This is a genomic window from Vibrio sp. SNU_ST1, assembly GCF_030563405.1.
In the GTDB taxonomy this organism is placed as follows: Bacteria; Pseudomonadota; Gammaproteobacteria; order Enterobacterales; family Vibrionaceae; genus Vibrio.
Window position 1 is genome coordinate 1,453,796 of sequence record NZ_CP130748.1, and the last position, 15,365, is coordinate 1,469,160.

Below are 15,365 nucleotides of genomic sequence, written 5' to 3' on the forward strand. Positions count from 1 at the left end.
ACAACATGGATAGGAAAACAGTTGGAAGTTTTTGTTCGTGAAGTTGCTACGTTATATTAGTTCTGACTAGTTCTGACTAGTTCTGACTAGTTCTGATACTTCGATTCGTAGAGAGTTACCCACTTTGATTAAAGGAGTTAATCCCATAATCAAAGACAATAAGGGGTAACTCTCATGTTTCATACTAGCTACCCAATCATCAAACACAAAGCCGGCCTCTCAATCTGGATTCGTAATGATTAGAAAAGCTCAAGACGCGTCTTATTGCCTTGATGGCAATGGCGTAGGTGTTTCCATTTTATGAAAACTAATACCATTAAATTAACTAAGGGATTAGTTTACTGACGTATATAGTTAATTATCATTTAAAGACATGATTATTGAGATTCAGGACAGAATGTCAGGAGAACTTAAATTATATATAGAATAATGTGTTGCTAGGGACGGTAGGGCGTAGTAATAATATAAGTATTGTTGGCGTGTTACGTTTTTAACTAGTGATTATTCAAGGATAGAATAATGGCAAACACAAAAATCTCGTTGCGGTTTACCGTTGGAGGGATGTTTCTACTTGCGACGGTGCTGACGGCGATCGTGGCGGTTTCACTTCAATATTACTTCAGTAATAAAATGGCGACAGAGCATACCTTGTCCAAGTTGACCATGGTATCTCAGGACTTGAGCGACTATATCGGTAACGTCGACTCAGACGCGATAAATACCGCTCGATTACTCTCTTCCGTACATCGCTCTATTAGCCATCAAATTTCTCGCGAAGAGTCGCGTGGGATCCTCTCTGAAGCCATAAAAGATAACCCTCTTTTTTACAGTATTTATATAGGCTCTTCTAACGAGCGCTTCTTCCAAATTATCAATCTAGAATCTTCTCCTTTAGTGAGAGAAAAAATTGGTGCTGATAGCTCGGACCGTTGGGTTGTCATTGAAATTAGCGACAGAGAAGAAGGGCGGATTCGTACGACTAAGTATTATGACCTAGAGTTTAACCTCAGAGATTCAAAGTCTGAACCAAGCAATTACTTTCCTACGACACGGCCTTGGTATGTCTCTGCGAATACGGAGACTGTTGAAAAAACACAGCCTTATCTTTTTCAGCATCTTCAGATTACGGGGCAAACTTATTCATTAGCTTTTGAATCAAAAGCCGTTGGTGACACGCAACATGTGATCGGCATCGATATCGTCTTATCTTCTTTAGCGAGTAAGTTGTCCGCAAGTGCGTTGGGTTTAGAGGAGGATAGTCAGGTTGAATCCTTCTTATACTCAAAGTCAGGTAACATTATTGCGTCTAATCGAAATACTGAAATGGGAAAAGCACTTCCTCAAGCAAGTAAAATCGATTGGTCTGCTCAACAAAAAGCCGTAATTGAGAGCGCGTCTCCTTTGTTATTCTCTAATCAAAGCGATTGGGGACCAATGGATTTCGCAGTGTCTGGACAGCCACACGGTTATGCGATTGATCTTCTGAAAATGATTAGCGAGATGAGTGGTGTTAAGTTCGAGTTCGTTAATGGCTTTTCTTGGGCTGAGTTAACGGGCAAGTTTCATGAGGGAAGTATCGATGGTTTGCATTCTATTCAGAATTACGAAAGTAACGGGGTAAAAGGCTTATATACGGATGCTATCTACGAGTTGCCTTTCTCTGTTGCAACCCAAAAAAGCGCACAAGTCGTCTCAAACTACGGAGACCTCAGCGGCAAAAAGGTGGCGATTTTATCTGGATGGTCGGTTATTCCTCAACTAAGAAAAGATTTTCCAAATATTGAACTTGTTGAATTTCCTAGTATGGAATTGGCATTTGACGCAGTTGATCGTGGTGAGAGCTTTGCAGTACTCGACGCAAAGCCAGTGCTTGAATTTTCTTTGGATAAATTTTTCCATGCAAGATTGAAAGTTAATGAAGTGCTGTTGGACCTCAAAGCTAATTACCCAAACCAGTTCCACATTGTGTTGCAAAACAAACATCAGCAGCTCTTACCTATCCTAAACCAAGCGATTCGCGCACTCACAGATGAACAGAAAGCAGTGTTATCCCAAAAATGGTTTCATCATCATGCCCTTAATTCCGGTACAACCATTCCTTATGCTGAGCTTTATGAACGAACTGCAACGGCTACGACCGAAGGCGAAATGGTTAAGATTTTGCTTAAAGGCGAGCCCAAGCGCCTTTATCTGAAAAAAATTGAGACAGGTGAGCACTATTCTGAATATTTTGCCGTTGCGATACCTGAAGAGGAAATCTACAGCGCGGTCAACAAGCGACTTGTCACGTCTATTGGTGTGACAGTGCTATTGATGAGCTTAACTTTGCCTGTAGCTTGGATATTTGGTGCGCCAATTGTTCGACCTATCCGTCAACTTAAAGCCGAAACTCAAAAGATTAGGCAGCGTGATTATGACAATGTTTCAGTACTTAATACGCGAATTAAAGAGGTATGGGAACTGTCTGTTGCGGTGAAAGGTATGGCTGCAGAGATTAAGCGGCATGAACAGACACAAGAAGCGTTTGTGGAGTCGTTTATTAAGCTTATCGCTCAAGCTATCGATGATAAGTCTGCTTATACGGCTGGGCATTGTAACCGTGTACCAGAACTGGGCTTGATGTTGGCTGATGCGGCTGAAAAATCACAGTCTGAGCACTTCATAGATTTTAAGTTTGAAAATGATGATGAGCGCCGTGAGTTTAGAATTGCTGCGTGGCTTCATGATTGTGGCAAGATCACGACACCGGAACACATCGTCGATAAAGGTACGAAGCTAGAAGCTAACTATAACCGAATTCACGAGGTGAGAACGCGGTTTGAGGTACTTTGGCGTGATGCGGAAATTACGGCTTTGAGGAAACAACTTGAAGGCACGCTACCAACGCAACAGATAACCGATGAGCTTGCAGCGACGAAGCAACAACTACAAGATGACTTTGCTTTTATCGCGACATCAAACGTTGGTGGCGAGTTCATGAGCGATGACAAAGTCACTCGTATCCGCGCAATAGCTGAGACGACTTGGACGCGTAACTTTGATGATCAACTTGGTCTATCACCTATCGAGGCGTTGAATCGAGAGCCAAGTTTAAGCTTGCCAGCTATAGAGCCACTGTTAAGTGATAAGCCTGAGCATATAGTGAAAAGAGATCGACCGTTAGAGTTTGACCCAAAACATCAAATAAAAATGGATGTTCCTGAGCACTTATACAACTTAGGTGAAGTCTATAATCTGAGCATTGCACGCGGCACGTTAACTGCTGAAGACAGATTTAAGATAAACGAGCACATGCTTGGCACGATTAAGATGCTTGAGAATCTACCATTCCCTAAAGAGCTAAGCCGTGTTCCTCGCTATGCATCGACGCACCATGAAACACTCAAAGGTACAGGCTATCCAAGGAAGTTGACTGGTGACGATCTTTCAATCCCAGAACGCATTCTGGTGATCTCCGATATTTTTGAGGCATTAACCGCTGCGGATAGGCCTTATAAGAAAGCGAAGCCAATCAGTGTTGCTGTCGACATCATGTATAAAATGGCGTTGGACGAACATCTCGATATAGAACTGTTTAGATTGTTCTTAACCAGCGGTACTCACCTGCGTTATGCAGAAGAGTATTTGAAGTCGGAACAAATTGATTTCGTTGATATCAATAAATACCTAGAAGTTACCCGTCAGATAGCTTGATTAAAGCTTGCTTCGTTAGAGCGAGCTCTATGAATGAAAGGCGCACATGAGTGCGCCTTTTTTATATCTTCGGTTTGGGCTTAAGCGAAGAGGAGGAGTGCTGATACCTATATCTTGGTTGAGAACATTGATGGATGGATCTGCGTTTGAAAGTTGACTGTCAGTTGTTGACACATTGTTTTCGAGCAAATTTTGGATAGGCAAGGGTTTGAAGCTTGCTCACGATTTAACTGATTGAATAACATTTGTTTATTTTCCTTTGTTGCTTCATTTTACTACTTCTCTACCGATTAATAAAAATACTACCTTAGTCTAAATTGTCGACAATTCTCTTGATTGTCGACAATTTCATCGTGTATTTTATGTTCATGTTATGAAATTGTTGACAGTTAGGGTCAGCAATCAGAAGTGAGCAGCCTGAATATGAATACTGCGATAAAAGATCTCACCTTAAGTGCAAACACGAAAACACGAGTGAGCGATAAAGAAAATACCAAATCGGAAAGCCTGACTGAGTACCTCGTTGAGGCGATTGTTAACGGTGAATTACCACTAGGCAGTAAGATCTCGGAGCCTGAACTGGCTAAACGCTTTGAGGTAAGCCGAGGTCCACTACGTGAAGCGATAATGCGTGTGGAAGGGCTAGGCCTGATAGAACGCATTCCTCATGTCGGCGCTCGAGTTATTACTTTTTCGGCAGACAAACTGCTAGAGCTTTACGCGGTGCGAGAGGCATTGGAAGGCATGGCGGCTCGCTTAGCAGCGCGACATATCACACAAGAAGAGCTTATCGGGCTTGAAGGATTATTGTCGACACATTCGAAGCACATTGATGAAGTCGAAGGTTCTTCTTATTTTCATCAACATGGTGATTTTGATTTCCATTACCGCATTATCAAAGCGAGTCGTAACAGCAAACTCATTTCGCTGCTTTGTGATGAGCTTTACCACCTATTACGCATGTATCGTTATCAATCGCCTAGGGCTCAGTCTCGACCAAAAGAGGCACTCGATGAACACAAATACATCCTACAAGCGATTCGTAATCGCGATGAAGAGCTAGCAGAAATGCTAATGCGACGACACATCTCGGGTAGTCGATTGCTTATAGAGCAACAAATTCAATCCAAAGATCTTGATTAAGCGACCATTGGAGTCTGTCAGCGGATCAGTGCTGGTGATAACCAAAAGCCGTAAGTCTTAAAGATTAGCTAGAAATAAACAATTAACAGGGAGCGTCATTATGAAGTTATCAGCAGGAGCAAAGTTCCGACAAGCTGTGCAAGACAACGACCCATTGCAGATCGTCGGTACGGTGAATCCGTATTGCGCGATGATGGCAAAGAACTTAGGTCATCAAGCCATTTATTTGTCTGGTGGAGGCATCGCCAATGCGTCTTATGGTTTACCTGATTTAGGTATTACGACATTGAACGATGTATTGGTCGATGTTGAACGTATTACCAATGCGTGTGATTTGCCCTTGCTGGTGGATATCGACACGGGATTTGGTGGCGCATTCAATATCGCACGTACGATTCGTGCGATGGAGAAGGCAGGCGCAGCTGCAATTCACATGGAAGACCAAGTGGCCCAGAAGCGCTGTGGTCATCGACCAAATAAAGCGATTGTAAGCCAGCAAGAGATGGTCGATAGAGTCAAAGCGGCAACCGATGCTAGAACCGATGACAGCTTTGTGATTATGGCGCGTACGGATGCATTGGCGGTTGAAGGAATAGACAGTGCGATTGAACGAGCGATTGCGTGTGTTGAAGCGGGCGCTGACATGATTTTCCCTGAAGCGATGAATCAACTCGATCAATACGTGAAATTCTCGGCGGCGCTGAAATCAGCAACGGGTAAACACGTGCCTATCTTGGCCAACATTACTGAGTTCGGCCAAACACCACTCTACAACTGTCACGAGTTAGCCCAATCAAGTGTCGACATGGTGCTTTACCCATTGAGTGCGTTCCGTGCGATGAACAAAGCGGCGGAGAATGTTTACAAGCACTTGTTAGTTGAAGGCAATCAAGAAGCTCTATTGGATTCAATGCAAACCCGTAAAGAGCTATATGAACACCTGAATTACCACGACTACGAGAACAAGCTTGATCAGTTGTTTTCAAGCGAAGGGTAACCGGTTTCAATTAATCAAAAATCAACTTAATCCAATAACGTGAAATGGTTAGTCGCCATATCCAGTGCCGATGATAAAGATCATCGGACACATAAATAGGCAGCACCAAAGAGTGCAGGCGGCTAACACAGAAAAGGAGTTCACCATGTCTGTATCTTTGAGTGATAAAGCAGCTGTCGAAAATGCTTCAAAAATAGAACAACAAAGCACAAAAACAACAAGCGCACCTGCAATCGGTGGTGCTGGTCTACGTGGCCAGAGTGCGGGAACCACGGCGCTATGTACGGTAGGAAAATCAGGAACCGGCCTAACCTACCGTGGTTATGATATTACCGACCTTGCTAATCATGCTCAGTTCGAAGAAGTGGCGCATCTGTTATTAAGAGGTCATTTGCCCAGTGAAAAAGAGTTAGACGATTACAAAACGTTGTTGATTGGTTTACGCGGCTTGCCTCAACCTTTGAAAGCAGCACTAGAGCTTATCCCAGCAGACGCTCATCCAATGGATGTGATGAGAACGGGCTGTTCAATGCTAGGTAATCTAGAGCAAGAGTCTGATTTTTCTGAGCAACTGCCTGCGACTGAACGAATGCTCGCGCTTTTCCCTGCGATTATTTGTTATTGGTACCGCTTTAGCCATGATGGCGTGCGCATTGATACTGAAGATCAAAGTGAAGCATGTCTGGGGGGCTACTTCTTGAAAATGCTAACGGATAAAGCGCCTAGTGAACTTCATAAGAAGGTGATGCACTGCTCGCTAACTCTTTACGCGGAACATGAGTTTAATGCTTCAACCTTTGCTGCTCGTGTTTGTGCTTCAACCTTGTCGGATATCCACTCTTGTGTCACGGCTGCGATTGGTACGTTGCGAGGCCCTTTACATGGCGGTGCAAACGAAGCTGCGATGGAAATGATCCAAGATTGGCAAACCGCCGATGAAGCGGAAGCGAACATCATGAATATGCTCGCCAACAAAGACAAAATAATGGGCTTCGGTCATGCGATTTATCGTGAAAGCGACCCACGAAACGCTCTAATCAAGCGCTGGTCAAAAGAGCTAGCTCAAGAGGTGGGAGATGAACAGCTTTACGCCGTTTCAGAGCGTGTTGAAGCGGTAATGAAGCGCGAGAAAGGGCTGTTCTGTAATGCTGACTTCTTCCATGCATCGGCATATCACTTCATGGACATCCCAACCAAATTGTTTACGCCAATTTTTGTGATGAGCCGCCTTACAGGTTGGACGGCGCACGTGTTCGAACAAAGAGAAAACAATCGCATCATTCGTCCAAGTGCAGACTACACCGGGCCAGAGCATCAAGACTGGCTACCTATTCATCTACGTTAGCCCTCTATAACGAGCCGACTTATGTCTTGAGGTGACTTCCGTCTTCATATGACAAGGCCTCAAGAACTAACGAATAGAATCTAACAGATAATGGTGGATGTATGTCTGATGAAAAACTTGAACAAACTCAGTACCTTGATAAAAATCAGTACCGAAAACTTTTACCCGGAACCCATTTAGAGTATTTCGATGCTTGCGAAGCGGTAGAAGCGATATCTCCGGGCAGCTATAAAACCTTGCCTTATACGTCGAGAGTATTGGCAGAGCAATTAGTAAGACGCTGTGATCCTGAAACCCTTGAAGACAGCTTAAAACAGATCATTGAACGCAAGAGCGACTTAGATTTTCCTTGGTATCCTGCGCGTGTCGTGTGTCACGACATTCTAGGTCAAACCGCTTTGGTTGATTTAGCAGGCTTGCGCGATGCAATTGCAGATCAAGGCGGCGACCCTGCCAAGGTAAACCCAGTGGTCGAAACTCAACTGATTGTTGACCACTCTTTAGCTGTGGAACATGCAGGTTTTGATAACCAAGCGTTTGATAAAAACCGCGCGATTGAAGAGCGTCGAAACGAAGACCGTTTCCACTTTATTGAGTGGTGTAAAACCGCGTTTAAAAACGTGAGCGTGATTCCTGCGGGTAATGGAATTATGCACCAGATTAACTTGGAGAAAATGTCTCCGGTTATTCAATCCAAAGAAGGCATCGCGTTCCCTGATACCTGTGTCGGAACCGATAGCCATACTCCTCATGTCGATGCTCTGGGCGTCATCGCCATTGGTGTCGGCGGCTTGGAAGCTGAGACAGTAATGCTCGGTCGTCCGTCGATGATGCGCTTGCCAGATATCGTGGGCGTTAAACTTACCGGTCAGCGACAAGAAGGGATAACCGCAACGGATATTGTGCTCGCAATTACTGAGTTTCTTCGTAATGAAAGGGTGGTCTCAAGCTATTTGGAATTCTTCGGTGAAGGGGCTCGTGCACTGACCATTGGTGACCGCGCAACCATCTCCAATATGACGCCAGAGTACGGCGCGACTGCGGGTATGTTCTATATCGATGAACAGACCATTCAATACCTGAAACTCACTGGTCGAGAGCTTGAGCAGGTTGAATTAGTCGAACGCTACGCCAAGCAAACCGGGCTATGGGCTGACGATCTAGATTCTGCTCAATATGATCGCGTACTTGCGTTTGACTTGTCGAAGGTTGAGCGCAATCTAGCAGGGCCATCTAACCCACATCGTCGTTTGCCAACCAGAGCGCTGGCTCAGAAAGGCATCAGTCAAGCATCTTGGAAAGAGCAGCATGCTAAGCAGTACAGCGATGATCAGATGCCCGATGGTGCCGTAATCATTGCGGCAATTACTTCTTGTACCAACACCAGCAACCCAAGAAACGTAGTCGCCGCTGCATTGGTCGCTAAGAAAGCTAATCAGCTTGGTTTGGTTCGTAAGCCTTGGGTGAAAACGTCATTTGCGCCGGGTTCAAAAGTTGCCAAGCTTTACCTCGAATCGGCAGGTTTGCTTCCCGAACTTGAACAATTAGGCTTCGGTATCGTGGGTTATGCGTGTACTACCTGTAACGGAATGAGTGGGGCGTTGGCTCCTAAAATCCAACAAGAGATCATCGACCGCGACCTGTATTCAACCGCTGTATTGTCGGGGAACCGAAACTTCGATGGTCGAATCCATCCATACGCAAAGCAAGCGTTTTTAGCGTCACCGCCATTGGTGGTTGCTTATGCCTTAGCGGGTACGATTCGCTTTGATATCGAAAAAGACAGTTTAGGTACGGACAACAATGGTAAGCCAATCTACTTAAGTGATTTATGGCCGAGTGATGCCGAGATCGATGCCGTTGTCGGTGAGCACGTTAAACCTCAGCAATTCCAACAAATCTACGTGAAAATGTTCCAGCCAGACGAGGAACAGGTGACTACTGAACCGCTTTATGACTGGCGACCTCAAAGTACCTATATTCGCAGGCCACCATATTGGGAAGGGGCTCTTGCGGGAGAACGAAGCCTATCTGGTATGAGGCCTTTGGCTATTCTGGGTGACAACATCACGACCGATCATTTGTCTCCTTCAAATGCGATTCTCGCTTCGAGCGCTGCGGGGGAATACCTCACCAAAATGGAAGTGCCGGAAGAGGACTTTAACTCTTACGCGACCCATCGAGGTGATCACTTAACCGCGCAACGAGCAACATTCGCCAACCCTAAGCTGTATAACGAAATGGTGAAGGACGCTGGAGAAGTCGTGCAAGGTTCACTAGCAAGAGTTGAACCCGAAGGTCAAGTTACGCGAATGTGGGAAGCCATAGAAACCTACATGAATCGTAAACAGCCTTTGATTGTCGTGGCGGGTGCGGATTATGGACAAGGTTCATCACGTGATTGGGCAGCCAAAGGTGTGCGCTTAGCGGGTGTTGAAGTAATTTTGGCAGAAGGGTTTGAACGAATTCACAGAACTAACTTAGTTGGCATGGGTGTATTACCTCTGCAGTTCAAAGTAGGAACGAATCGCAATACCTTAGAGTTGGATGGCACCGAGCTTTACGACGTGTACGGCGACATTGAAGCAGGTTCTGATTTGGCTCTAGTCATCACTCGTAAAAACGGTGAAAAGCTTGATGTTCCCGTGACCTGCCGACTAGACACGGCAGACGAAGTGAATGTGTACAGCGCTAGTGGTGTGTTGCAACGTTTCGCCAAAGACTTTCTTGCAAATTAGGAGCAGGGTATGAACCTCAAACAGATTAAAGTACCTGCTACCTACATGCGGGGCGGAACAAGCAAAGGTGTCTTTTTCAACTTAAGTGACTTACCTGACGCTGCGCAAGTTGCCGGAGAAGCTCGAGACGCATTACTTCTGCGTGTGATTGGTAGTCCAGATCCTTATGGCAAACAAACCGATGGCATGGGTGGTGCAACATCCAGTACCAGTAAAACCGTTATTGTTTCGAAAAGCAGCAGAGCCGATCACGATGTTGATTACCTATTCGGCCAAATAGCAATTGACAAGCCGTTTGTCGATTGGAGCGGTAACTGCGGTAATCTGTCTGCTGCAGTGGGCCCATTTGCTATTCATAGTGGATTGGTCGATTCGAATCGTATTCCGGAAAACGGTGTGATCGAGGTGCGAGTATGGCAAGTGAACATAGAGAAAACCATTATTGTTCATGTGCCTATCGCTGATGGAGAAGTCCAAGAGTTGGGTGACTTTGAGCTCGACGGTGTGACTTTCTCTGCCGCGGAGATCCAAGTCGACTTTCTAGACCCCGCCGATGCGAGTGGTTCTATGTTCCCTACAGGGAATGTTGTCGATTTTTTAGATGTTCCAGATCTGGGTAGCATCAAAGCAACATACATTAATGCAGGGATACCCACCATTTTTGTTGATGCTGAAGCTGTGGGCTATCAAGGCACAGAGCTTCAATCAGATATTAACAGTGATTCAAAAGCCTTGGCTCTGTTTGAATCCATCCGAGCACATGGTGCGGTTGCGATGGGGATTATTGATTCCCTAGAACAAGCTGAATCACGCCAACACACACCGAAAGTCGCGTTTGTTGCTAAGCCTCAAGCGTATCAAGCCTCCAGTGGTAAATCGGTCGCAGCCAAAGACACCGACCTTCTGGTGCGTGCATTGTCTATGGGACAACTTCATCACGCCATGATGGGTACGGCTGCGGTTGCTATTGCTTCTGCGGCGAGTGTTCCGGGCACGTTAGTGAACTTGGCAGCCGGTGAGGGTTCTCGTGATTTTGTGACCTTTGGTCATCCATCAGGAACCTTAAAAGTGGGTGCTAAAGCTATTCAGACGGAAAGTGGGTGGAAAATAGAAAGGGCGATAATGAGTCGTAGTGCCCGAGTGATCATGGAAGGTGCCATCTGTGTGCCTTTTCCTAAGTAAAGCGATTGTCGTGAATGGTCAAATGTTCACGACAATCGCTGAGAAAAGAGTGCAATCAAGTGACACAGCCAAAAGCAAGGCGCTTGGACTAATGGATAAATCATGGAGAAGGCACTATGTCTGCTAAGAATCGAATGAACAGAAAAACAGATTATATCACCGAGTATCAATGGGCTAGGGAAGACCCCAATTCGTTCTGGGAAACACAAGCGCAAGCGATAGATTGGTTTGAACCACCAAAAACGATATTACAAACTGACGATAACGGTATTGAACGTTGGTTTCCTGATGGGGTAATGAACACGTCCTGGCTGGCGCTTGATTATCATTGTGAAAATGGGCGAGGTGACAATACCGCGCTGATTTACGATTCGCCAGTTACAGGAAATCAATCCTCATACACATACAACCAATTGCGTGACCAAGTGGCTAAAGTCGCTGGTATGTTAGCCACGCAAGGCGTTACCAAAGGCGATCGTGTGGTTATCTACATGCCGATGATTCCTGAAGCGGCAATGGCAATGTTGGCTTGTGCACGACTAGGCGCGGTGCATTCGGTGGTGTTTGGCGGATTCGCTCCTCATGAGCTTGCCGTTCGAATTGAAGATGCCGAGCCGAAGGTGTTGATTACTGCCTCCTGCGGTGTCGAGATAAACAAAGTCTTGCCATATAAGCCGATGGTCGATCGCGCGATCATGGACAGTCGCTGGAAACCTGAGAAAGTGGTGGTATTCCAAAGAGAGCAGTCTCTCGCCGAATTGAACAACGAACGCGATGTACTTTGGCAACAAGCTGTTGCGGATGCATTGCCTCACGTATGCGTGCCTGTTCTGGCTACTGACCCACTATATATCTTGTATACATCAGGGACGACGGGTAAGCCAAAAGGCGTGGTGCGTGACAATGGTGGTCATGCGGTCGCGATGAAATACTCGATGAGCACTATCTACGATATGCCCCAAGATGGTGTATTTTGGGCGGCTTCTGATGTCGGCTGGGTAGTGGGGCATTCCTACATTGTTTATGCACCACTGATTCATGGTTGTAAGACCATTTTGTTTGAAGGTAAGCCAGTACGAACGCCAGATCCCGGTGCATTCTGGCGTGTGTGTGAAGAGTACAACGTCGATGTGTTGTTTTCCGCGCCAACGGCATTTAGAGCAATCAAGAAAGAAGATCCTGAAGGCGAGTTGCTCACCAAGTATGACCTATCATCACTCAAGTCGATTTTCATGGCTGGCGAGCGTTTAGATCCGCCAACATTGGATTGGGTTGAATCTCATACCAATAAACCGGTTATCGATCATTGGTGGCAAACAGAAACGGGTTGGGCTATTTCTGCCAATCCAACAGGGCTGGAATCTTTGCCTGTAAAAGCGGGTTCTTCAACCAAGCCAGTACCCGGTTACCAAGTGGAGATCCTCAATGAACTCGGTGAAATCGCACAAACGAATCAACAAGGTTTTGTGGCACTCAAACGACCATTGCCGCCTGGTTGTTTACCCACGGTATGGCGAAATCATGATCGGTTTGAATCCGGCTATTTGAGTCAGTTCCCAGGCTATTACGTTTCGGGTGATGGCGGCTATCTCGATGAAGATGGCTATCTGTTTATCATGGGCCGTATTGATGATGTGATTAACGTAGCGGGGCATCGTCTGTCGACGGGAGAAATGGAAGAGATCGTGGGTGGTCACCCTGCCATTGCAGAATGTGCGGTAGTCGGGATTCACGATGACTTAAAAGGGCAACTTCCATTGGGTTTAGTTGTGCTGAAAGATGGCGTAAAAGTCGATGGCATTGAGTTACAAGGGGAGTTGGTTGGCAAGGTTCGTAATGAGATTGGCGCGGTCGCTTGTTTTAAGCAAGCCTTGGTTGTTGAGAGGTTACCCAAGACACGCTCTGGTAAGATATTACGCAGAACGATTCGACAGATCGCAGAAGGTGAACAATATGTGGTGCCTTCGACGATTGACGACCCTACGAGCTTAACGGAAATTGCTGAAAAGCTCGGTAAATAAGGCAAACAGTGGTAGACAAGATGGAGATATCTTAGATGTGCTTCGTCTTGAGCTGCTTTTATTAATATTGTTCTATCTCGATTCCAACCAGTATCTTTTCATATTCAGACCACAGGTAACGAAAAGATAAAAATCAAATGAATTAATTCAATAACTTGTATAGATACTCACGGCAAGTAAACTAGACTCAGTTTAGATATTAATTTGGTTTGAGAAGCGCAATAGTCATGAATGTCACCTTAAGGGCTGCAAAGCACACGGATTTGGAACAACTTAATGAGTTAATGTTCGATCTCCACCATCATCACCACCTTGCTAGCCCAGAGCATTTTAAAGCGGCAGAAGAGATTGAGCAGGAAAAAAGCATTGCACGTTACTTGGATGATCCTGAATGCTTGGTTTATGTGGCATTAAAAGGTGAGCTCATTGTTGGCTTTATCTCCGGACATTTTTGTGAGCTCATCTCAACGGTGAGTAAACCGGTGCCGATGGGGAGTGTCGATGAACTGTTTGTCTTGCCTGATTATCGAAAAGAATCGATTGCTGAAAAGTTGTTTAGCAAAGTTGAAGCGACTTTTGATGATTATGGGGTTGAACAAGTCTTTGTAGAGGTTTGGGACTTTAATTCGCCTGCCAAGGACTTCTATCAAAAAATGGGGTTCACACCTCACATTCAATGGATGAGGAAGGCTTTGCACAAAACGTAGACAGCGATTTTGTGTGGCTTTGATTACAATAGGCTTGATGCATTAGTAGTCTTAAATTTCTTCTATTATTTTTAGGTAAACTCGTTGGTTATTCGATATTTATTAGTTTTCATAATGTCTCTTTTGAGTACTACTTCCGCTTGGGCGAGCAACACTTTGCCCGATCATATCGCGGGCGCCTTGTGTGTAGTACGTGCCGATAACCAAATCGTGTTGGTTGATGAATTGATCACGGGGCAATTGTCTCTACCGGGAGGCACAGTGGTTTCTGGTGAGCCGCCATCGGTCGCGGCGCAACGAGAAACTTGGGAAGAGGCGGGGTTGTCCGTGACGGTCGGCGATGTGTTGGGATATACCGATAGTGCCGTTGTCTATGATTGTGTCTCTGACTCTGAAGTGATCAGTTACAAAGCTCGAAATGAGTTAGGTGGCTTTGAGTTACCAATCTGGTTTGCTCCTCATTACGGTGTGGAAGTCAGTCGCGCGATGTTATTGCCACCTACTGAGTTGCAAGCTAACCAATACCGTTACCCAGAGCAATGGTCTGAGATTAACGAATTATTTCTATCCGCGACAGATCAACCTGTGACGTATGTGACTGAGCTGGTGGGCGCGGCACCCAAAGTCCATCAAGTTGAATTAAGCTGGATTGTGTCACTTCAAAACGCGTTCGATAAGATGCCAAGCGTGTTTGCGAATACTGTGCTTTTGACTGACGTGTTAGCGAAGCCATGGGTTTTCGTCGTGATATTGCCGCTAATGGCTTGGCATTTTGGTCGTAACTTCGCGTTGAAGTTTGGCTTCACTTTGATCTCGGTGACACTGCTCACTTTAATTGCCCATCAAGGTTTTGGTTTTCCACGTCCACATGCCTACCTGCCAACATTGAAGCTAGTGATGAGCAGTGGGTATAGCTTTCCAAGTTTATTGGCTGGCTTGTGGGTGAGTTTAACCTTGTTAGTCTTTTGGAAACTCAAGTGCTTAACAGATCAGAAATCGCTGTTGATAGTTACAGTTGGACTATTGTGGATCATGTTATTCAAAACTTATTCAGGCAGTGCGTTCTTTAGTGATGTCTTAATGGGAGGCGTATTGGGCGCGTTAACGACTTGGCACATCGTGAGATTAGATGCGAAACCTGATGTTGATATTAGTGCCTTATTAAGCTCTAAAGGTGTCTGGTGGGCATTGTGCTTACTGTCGATTGTTCTTACGATTATCTGGCCATTGCCGACATTCTCTTTCTGGGTAGCAATTTTGATGACGATTGTATGCTTAGTAACGTTAACGGATTCGAAGCCTTTGGTCGGCCAGTTCTCATTCAAGATTGTATTTGGAGTGATGGCGATGTTGTTAGCGGGAAATCTGCTGATTAGCTGGGCAGGAAGTTTCGTCTCATTCAGTGGCATCGCTTCATTTATTGTTGAGACCTTACGTTTCCCAATCTTGATTCTATTTGGTGTCGTGGCGTTTCGTCTGCCATGGAAAAGAGAGTAGGCGAACCGACGAACATAAAATCAAAAAAGGCTGTGCAGTGCA

General features: G+C 45.4%; 9 protein-coding genes. All 9 read left to right on the forward strand.

Annotation, left to right across the window (positions count from 1 at the left end; all coding sequences use genetic code 11):
* The first annotated feature begins 519 nt into the window (after positions 1 to 519).
* Entirely contained in the window at positions 520 to 3,693 is a 3,174-nt protein-coding gene (locus tag Q5H80_RS06315) for an HD domain-containing phosphohydrolase (RefSeq protein WP_304569270.1), read from the forward strand.
* Between the two features lie 423 nt (positions 3,694 to 4,116).
* A complete protein-coding gene (locus Q5H80_RS06320; RefSeq protein ID WP_304569271.1) occupies positions 4,117 to 4,836 on the forward strand; it encodes a GntR family transcriptional regulator in 720 nt (239 codons plus the stop codon).
* 100 nt (positions 4,837 to 4,936) lie between these two features.
* Entirely contained in the window at positions 4,937 to 5,833 is an 897-nt protein-coding gene (gene prpB / locus Q5H80_RS06325; protein ID WP_017107119.1) for a methylisocitrate lyase, read from the forward strand.
* A 145-nt stretch (positions 5,834 to 5,978) separates the two neighbouring features.
* Positions 5,979 to 7,178: a 2-methylcitrate synthase gene (gene prpC, locus Q5H80_RS06330; RefSeq protein WP_304569272.1), complete on the forward strand. Its 1,200-nt coding sequence runs from the start codon at positions 5,979 to 5,981 to the stop codon at positions 7,176 to 7,178.
* 101 nt (positions 7,179 to 7,279) lie between these two features.
* A complete protein-coding gene (acnD, locus tag Q5H80_RS06335) occupies positions 7,280 to 9,916 on the forward strand; it encodes a Fe/S-dependent 2-methylisocitrate dehydratase AcnD (RefSeq protein ID WP_304569273.1) in 2,637 nt (878 codons plus the stop codon).
* 9 nt (positions 9,917 to 9,925) lie between these two features.
* Complete coding sequence (gene prpF / locus Q5H80_RS06340; RefSeq protein ID WP_304569274.1) at positions 9,926 to 11,098, forward strand: 2-methylaconitate cis-trans isomerase PrpF; 1,173 nt, start codon at positions 9,926 to 9,928, stop codon at positions 11,096 to 11,098.
* Positions 11,099 to 11,214: 116 nt separating this feature from the next.
* Positions 11,215 to 13,119: a propionyl-CoA synthetase gene (locus tag Q5H80_RS06345; RefSeq protein ID WP_304569275.1), complete on the forward strand. Its 1,905-nt coding sequence runs from the start codon at positions 11,215 to 11,217 to the stop codon at positions 13,117 to 13,119.
* A 227-nt stretch (positions 13,120 to 13,346) separates the two neighbouring features.
* Positions 13,347 to 13,826: a GNAT family N-acetyltransferase gene (locus tag Q5H80_RS06350; protein ID WP_304569276.1), complete on the forward strand. Its 480-nt coding sequence runs from the start codon at positions 13,347 to 13,349 to the stop codon at positions 13,824 to 13,826.
* A gap of 84 nt (positions 13,827 to 13,910) precedes the next feature.
* Complete coding sequence (locus Q5H80_RS06355; RefSeq protein WP_304569277.1) at positions 13,911 to 15,323, forward strand: phosphatase PAP2 family protein; 1,413 nt, start codon at positions 13,911 to 13,913, stop codon at positions 15,321 to 15,323.
* Positions 15,324 to 15,365: the final 42 nt, after the last annotated feature.

Coding starts and splice junctions, on each gene's coding strand:
- acnD (WP_304569273.1), top strand. CDS start 7,280: ATGTCTGATGAAAAACTTGAACAAACTCAGTACCTTGATAAAAATCAG.
- prpF (WP_304569274.1), top strand. CDS start 9,926: ATGAACCTCAAACAGATTAAAGTACCTGCTACCTACATGCGGGGCGGA.
- Q5H80_RS06350 (WP_304569276.1), top strand. CDS start 13,347: ATGAATGTCACCTTAAGGGCTGCAAAGCACACGGATTTGGAACAACTT.
- prpB (WP_017107119.1), top strand. CDS start 4,937: ATGAAGTTATCAGCAGGAGCAAAGTTCCGACAAGCTGTGCAAGACAAC.
- prpC (WP_304569272.1), top strand. CDS start 5,979: ATGTCTGTATCTTTGAGTGATAAAGCAGCTGTCGAAAATGCTTCAAAA.
- Q5H80_RS06320 (WP_304569271.1), top strand. CDS start 4,117: ATGAATACTGCGATAAAAGATCTCACCTTAAGTGCAAACACGAAAACA.
- Q5H80_RS06315 (WP_304569270.1), top strand. CDS start 520: ATGGCAAACACAAAAATCTCGTTGCGGTTTACCGTTGGAGGGATGTTT.
- Q5H80_RS06345 (WP_304569275.1), top strand. CDS start 11,215: ATGTCTGCTAAGAATCGAATGAACAGAAAAACAGATTATATCACCGAG.